Consider the following 6,246-nt stretch of genomic DNA (forward strand, 5'->3'; position numbering starts at 1 on the left):
CCCCAGCCTCGCCGCCGCGGCGGCGCGGGTGAAGCAGGCGCGCGCGCTTGCCGGCGTGGCGGAAGCCGACCGGATTCCGTCGGTGAATGCGGATTTTGGCGGACAGCGCGGCCGCGCATCGGCGACGTCGCTCGGCCTGCCGGCCGGTACGCCGATGCCGGTCGGCACCTCGTGGCAAGGCAGGCTGACCGCCAGCTATGAGGTGGACCTGTTCGGCCGGGTGGCGTCGAATGTCAGCGCGGCGCAGGCCGACGCGGCGGCGGGTGAAGCCACCTACCGCTCGGTGCTGCTGGCCCTGCAGGCGGATGTGGCGCAGACCTATTTCCGCCTGCGCGCCACCGATGCGGAACTCGCGCTGCTGCGCGACACGGTGCGCACGCGGGAAGAGAACGTCCGCATCAACCAGCGGCGGTTCGACATCGGCGACATCGGCGAGCTTGACCTGGCGCGCGCGAAAACCGAATTGTCCACGACCCGGGCAGACGCGATCGCGCTGGAGCGCCAGCGCGCGCAACTGGAGCATGCATTGTCGGTCCTGCTCGGCAAGCCGGCATCGGCCTTCGCACTCCAGAGCAATCCGCTGCCGGAGTCGGTAGCCGTCCCCGGCATTCCCGCCGGACTGCCGTCGGCCCTGCTGGAGCGCCGCCCCGACATCGCCGCCGCCCAGCGTGCCATGATGGCGGCCAATGCCCGGATCGGCATCGCGCGTTCGGCGGTCTTCCCGGCATTGCGACTGACCGGCGCCGGCGGCTTTCAATCGGAAGACTTGTCGGACCTGTTCCAATGGAGCAGCCGCACCTGGCTGATCGGCGCGCTGATGTCGCTGCCGGTGATCGACGGCGGCCGCAACCGCAACAACATCCTGCGCAGCGAAGCAGCGCTCGAGGAATCGGTCGCCGATTACCGGCAAAGCGTGCTCGCCGCGTTCGCCGAGGTGGAAGACAATCTGGCCGGCTTGCGGACGCTGGCGGGCCAGGCCCAGTCTATTGAAGACGCAGTGGCGTCGGCGCGGCGTTCGGCCGAACTGGCGAACAAGCTGTATGCGGCGGGGCGGTCGAGCTACCTGGAAGTGCTGGATGCCCAGCGCAACCTTGCAACGGTGGAGCGCGTAGCCGTGCAATTGCGCGGCAGCCGGGCGACCACCACCGTGGCGCTGGTTCGGGCGCTGGGAGGGGGCTGGTGATTCGGACGATCAACAGGCGGTAAGGACGGCCGCCCCTTGAGTTATGCGTCGTGCCGGGGTGGCTCGATTTCGTCGTCGACCGCTTCCGGCTTCCAATGCACGGCGGAATACCTTCGCCTGTCTCCGATGCTGGATGACCCGACCGCGATTTGTGCCTTAACCAAGGCCCATATGTCACCCGGTTCGATATCCGGCACATAGGAATCGGCGACGCCGGCGATATGGTCGATGATGAGTTCCGGCCTGTCGATCCGGCAGTATGTGCGGCCAAAATGAATCAGCGTCTCTCGTGACGGCCAGGACTTCGTCTTGGCCATCCGCAGTGCGAGAACGTCCTTGGGCAGATAGCAGGTCGTATTGACGATGTCGTACAGCGGCGCAAGGCGTACGTTATCGGTTTGCGGTGTGGTGTAGAGCAAGCCGAAGTTCTTCAAGTGCGCGTCGCCATTGCGCACCGCCACGGACAACACGATCGATTTGAACAACTCCGTCAAGGATGCGGTCTTGTGTGCGGCGCTGGCAAACTGGTCGATGACTTTCGTCGCCGTCTCGTAACTGGCATCGTATTTTTCGCTGTTTTGTCTTCCGGTCAGCGCCGTCATGTCCTCGAAACCCAGGTAACGGCCTTCGGCGTCGATATCGAAACGCTCGATGATGAACAATTCGCGGTTTTCCGAAAGCCAGAAGGCGGGCGTCGCCAGTCCCGCCAGTTTGCCGATCCGCATGCAGTGATATTCATTCTCGGCCAGCCCCGGATAGTCGTGGCCGCCTGATTTCACAATCAGGTTCTTGTCCTTCATCGTGCTTTTATCCAGCACATCCTTGTCGGGGTGCGCCGATACCAGTACCTTTGGCTGCACGCCGGACACGCCGGAACCGGCGGCATATTTGCGTGCGAGATGCTCGAACAGATCCTCCGATCCCCGCCATGTCAACAGGGCTTTCAGGTCCTCCGGCTCCGGCGCGGCGTTGTGATCGTCTTTATCGAGACTGCAACGCACCCGGCCAATCATATCCTTGCCTGTCAGAGCAAGAATATTAAAGTCGTCCATCTTCATGGTTTTGCCGAACTGTTCATGTAACCAGTTCAGCAAATATCCTTCGGGCAAATTCTGGCGCAGAACGCCCGGAAGAATATTGGCGGTGTAACTGGCGGCACGGAGGGGCATGGTCAGGCTGATTTCGCACTCCGGCCGGTCGGTCGCATAGTTGAAGACGATTTGGGATTCACGCGTGAGCAAGCCGCTATACCCTTGAGAGCAATGAATATGCAATTGCCTGGTCTTCGGCAGCGGCGCAATCTTTTTATTCATCGTCTTCCCTGAATAGTTCGCTCAACTCGGACTCGGTCGGCCTGTCCTTTCCTTCTTTGACCGTCAGGGTCAAACCGGTGGAGTCGAGCAGACGGATGAGTTTTCGTATGCCGATGTCATGGGCGCCTGCCTCGATTGCCACCATCGTGCGTCGGCTGATTCCGGCTCGGGCTGCCAGCTGCGCTTGGGTAAGCCCCAGAAGGTGCCTGCGCTTGACGATTTCCGCGATAATTTGATCGGGTCTCATGTGCATATTTTTGCACATTTATGCTCAAGATGTGACCAAAGTGCGAAATTTTTCACATAAGGTTGATAGGAAAGATCATTTTTTCTGAGTAGCATTCTTCCCATAGGCGTAGCGGTTCGGCAAAATCAGTATTGCGCCGGGTAAAGTTCACGCGTTTTTTGTCGTTAATCTCGATATGGTATGAGTAACGCTTCTTTCATTGCCTAAGTGCCAAAAGAAACAAAAAAGCGGTAAAAAGTTCCAGTTTTATCTTGCTATACGGCAATTTTGTGTAAAAATGGCTTTTCGCTCGATCCGCACGGGCGTTTTATTGCGTTGTCCAACCCAAGGTAGTTGGCTATGGCTCTTTCTCCTCTCGATGACACGCCATCCGCCGCCCCCGCCGCTCCAGGCCAGGGCAACGAAGTCCTGCGCAGCCTGATTGCGATCGCTTCCTGCGCAGCCAACACCCAGCTCGACGCGTTCGTCATGCGCCTCGCCGATGCCTTGTTCAATTTGTCCGAGGCTAGCGGCGATCCAAAAACCGCCAATCTCAGCTTCAATGCCGCCAACCTGTTGCGGAACAACGGCTACGCCTTCTATTACCTGGCTTCGATCCGGGTCGAGGAAGTGCTGCGCCAGGCGGTGCAGAAAACCGAATTCCCGGCTGCCGCCGCAGCGGCAAAATCCACCGACGATGCGCTGACGCTCGTGTCCTATGAGGAAATGGACAAGAAGGTGCGGTTGAGCCGCCTGAGCCGGCCGATCGAAGCAGCCAACGGCGAACGGCTCGACATGCTTAACGGCCAGCTTGCCAGCCTGCTGGGCCGCGATGAATTGACGCTTTTGCAAAACCCGTTCCGCCCCGAAGTCTTTATTTCGGCGCTGAACGACACTTGGGCGGAGTTCGACCCGGAATCCGAAACCCAGCCGCTGGTGCTGCCGCTGCTGACACCGGAAGTGTTCCTCGACCTGTCCCTGATTTACCAGGAACTCATCGACGCGATGACCGCGCGTGGTATTTCCCCGGATGGGCCGGCTTACCGCCTGCGCAAATCGGAAGAAGCCCAGGCGGCCGCAAAGGAAGCAGAGACGGAACGGAAAGCAGCCAGCGGCGCCGTGTCGGACCAGCTCAAGAACCTGTTTGCGTCGAAACCGCCGGTCCCGCAGGCCGCGCCGGCCGGAACGGAATTGCCCCAGCAGCCGCAAAACGGCGCCGGAAACAGCTTCCAGGGACAAGTGCTGCAGATGGCGGCGGTCAGCAACCAGCTGCTTGCGCACCTGGCCAGCATGCAGAAAAACCTGTTCGAGCAGCTTGCTGTCGGCGGGGCGGGCGCAGGTCAGGCCCAGAACAGCACCGCGGTGCTGTCGAATATCAAGCAGCAGGCGCCGCAGGGCGCGTTGTCGCAGGTGGATGAGACCAAGATCGACCTGCTGACCAAGATTTTCGATGTCGTTTTCCGCGACCAGAACATTCCCACGGAGATCAAGGCGCTGATCGGCTTCCTGCAGGTGCCGGTGTTGAAGGCGGCGCTGATCGACCAGGAATTTTTCTTCCAGGACGAGCACCCGGCGCGCAAGCTGATCGAGCTGCTCACCAAGTCCAGCCTCGGCTGGGATAGGAAAAAGGGCCAGGACGACCCGCTATACCAGACCATCAAGCGCAATGTCGAGCGGGTGCAGCAGGACTTCGACCAGCAGATTTCCGTTTTCTCGGACGTGGTGTCGGACCTCGAATCCTTCATCAAGGAAGAAGAAACCGTCGCCGCGCAGGCGCTGACGGCGCCGATCACCAAGGCGCTCAAGCAGGAAAAGATCGGTCAGGCCACCAAGGTCGCCAAGCACGAAGTCAAGCTGCGCATCGGCACCGGCGGCGTGGTCGGGTTCGTCGAAGGCTTCCTCGAACGCAAGTGGGTGCCGGTACTGACGCTGGCCTACAGCATCAAGGATGAAAAGCCGGAAGCGGTGGAGCATGCGGTCAAGACGATGGACGACCTGATCTGGAGCGTGAAGCCGAAGATCACGATGGCGGAGCGGCGTGAACTCATCGCCAAGCTGCCGTCGATGCTGACCTCGCTGAACCAGTGGCTGAACCTGCTGAAATGGGAAGATGCCGAGCGGCTGCAATTTTTTGCCGAGCTCGCCGAATGCCACGCATCGATCGTGCGCGCGCCGCTCGAACTGTCGCCGCAGCGCCAGCTTGAAATCGCGATGGATGTTGCCAAACAGGCGGCCGAACGGCGCATGCAGAAGCGGGCGACCCAGGAACCCGATCCGGTGCCCGACGATACCGACCTCATGGTGCAGAAGCTCGAGCGGGGCACCTGGATGGAATTCGACATGACCGACGGCGCGAAGGCGAGGGTGCGGCTGGCGTGGATCAGTCCGCTGCGCACGCTCTACATCTTCTCGACGATCGACCGCAAGGAATCGTTCTCGATGTCGGCCGAAAACCTGGCGAAGACCTTCCGCGAACAGCGGGTGAGGATGGTTTCCACCGACCAGCTCGTCGGCCGTGCGCTGGCCGAAGCGCTGGAAAGCGTGGGTGCGAACGATCCGGAGATGAACGGCAAGTCGGCCGCCTGATCGACCGCGCATCGTTCAAAAAAAGGGGAAGGCGATCTTCCCCTTTTGCTTTTCGCCCGCCTGCGCTTCCTGCGTTCGGTTAGGCATCGAGCTCCCTGTAATGCCGGAACACGTCGTCGTTATTGAACGCCAGCCGCCGCGTCGAGTTCAGGTAGCGCTTGATGCGCGGGCGCGCCGCCACCCTGTCGTGCAGGGCGACGATTAACGGATAGCCGGGTTCGAGCTGCCGCATCGCACGCGGGAAGGCATAACGCAGCCCGGCAATCACCTGGAACAGCGATAGATCCGCATAAGTCAACACGTTGCCGACGAGGTACGCATCGCTTTCTGGATTGCGCTCCAGCACCGCCTCGAAATAATCGAAGAACTTTGGCAGCCGCACTTCCCGGAAGTCGGCCGCACGCCGCAGCGCTTCGGGCTTCTGCTCGCGGTAATACAAGCCGCTGCCGACTGGATGATGGGTGTCGTGCGCCTCGGTCACCAGGTCGGCGATGGTGAGCTGCAGCTGGTGCGTCCATAGCCGCCCGGCTTCGTCATCCGGCGCCAACGCGTGGCGAGTGCCAAGGAAAAGCAGGATAGTCGCCGTCTGGCCGATGATCAGGTCGCCGGCCTTCAGGTAGGGCGGCGCGAACGGTACATGGATCACTTCCGCTTCCTCCATGAAATGCATCAGCGCCGGCATGCCCATGCCGCTGCTTTCCGCCCGCCTTGCCACATCGACATAGTCGGCATCCGCCTCTTCCAGCGCAAGGCGGATGAATTCCCCGCGGCCCTGGATGTTCGGCCAGTAATACAGTTCGTAGCGCATCTGCGGTTCTCCTCGATGATGCGGGCGCGGCACTTATAATGGCGCCCACCGTCGCCGGGCAGCGACGACCTTCCTCCGTGCCGGATTTTCATGACCCTATCAAAACCCCCATCTTCCCACCGTGTCGCCA

The 6,246-nt window shown here is 61.1% G+C and carries 5 protein-coding genes; 2 read left to right on the forward strand and 3 right to left on the reverse strand.

Going from position 1 to position 6,246, the window contains the following annotated elements; all coding sequences use genetic code 11:
* Window positions 1–1,183 (forward strand): efflux transporter outer membrane subunit (locus tag V7080_RS22655; RefSeq protein WP_334190645.1); only part of this gene is annotated, 1,183 nt, incomplete at its 5' end.
* Window positions 1,184–1,224: 41 nt separating this feature from the next.
* Here V7080_RS22655 and V7080_RS22660 read toward each other — a convergent pair.
* Window positions 1,225–2,496 carry a type II toxin-antitoxin system HipA family toxin gene (locus V7080_RS22660; protein WP_334190646.1) on the reverse strand — a complete coding sequence of 424 codons (1,272 nt, stop codon included), beginning with the start codon at window positions 2,494–2,496 and terminating at the stop codon, window positions 1,225–1,227.
* A complete protein-coding gene (locus V7080_RS22665) occupies window positions 2,489–2,743 on the reverse strand; it encodes a helix-turn-helix domain-containing protein (RefSeq protein WP_334190647.1) in 255 nt (84 codons plus the stop codon). The genes V7080_RS22660 and V7080_RS22665 overlap by 8 nt, the downstream gene beginning before the upstream one ends.
* Window positions 2,744–3,082: 339 nt before the next feature.
* On the opposite strand from V7080_RS22665, the gene V7080_RS22670 reads away from it, so the two are divergent.
* Window positions 3,083–5,308 (forward strand): DUF1631 family protein, encoded by a 2,226-nt coding sequence (locus V7080_RS22670; RefSeq protein ID WP_334190648.1) that lies wholly within the window; start codon window positions 3,083–3,085, stop codon window positions 5,306–5,308.
* Window positions 5,309–5,387: 79 nt separating this feature from the next.
* Here the strand turns inward: V7080_RS22670 and V7080_RS22675 are convergent, their stop codons facing one another.
* On the reverse strand, window positions 5,388–6,116 hold the full coding sequence (locus V7080_RS22675) for a glutathione S-transferase (RefSeq protein WP_334190649.1): 729 nt from the start codon (window positions 6,114–6,116) through the stop codon (window positions 5,388–5,390).
* Between the last annotated feature and the right edge of the window lie 130 nt (window positions 6,117–6,246).

The sequence above is a fragment of the Noviherbaspirillum sp. genome, from assembly GCF_036846085.1.
In the GTDB taxonomy this organism is placed as follows: domain Bacteria; phylum Pseudomonadota; class Gammaproteobacteria; order Burkholderiales; family Burkholderiaceae_D; genus Noviherbaspirillum.

Coding starts and splice junctions, on each gene's coding strand:
- V7080_RS22665 (WP_334190647.1), bottom strand. CDS start 2,743: ATGAGACCCGATCAAATTATCGCGGAAATCGTCAAGCGCAGGCACCTT.
- V7080_RS22675 (WP_334190649.1), bottom strand. CDS start 6,116: ATGCGCTACGAACTGTATTACTGGCCGAACATCCAGGGCCGCGGGGAA.
- V7080_RS22670 (WP_334190648.1), top strand. CDS start 3,083: ATGGCTCTTTCTCCTCTCGATGACACGCCATCCGCCGCCCCCGCCGCT.
- V7080_RS22660 (WP_334190646.1), bottom strand. CDS start 2,496: ATGAATAAAAAGATTGCGCCGCTGCCGAAGACCAGGCAATTGCATATT.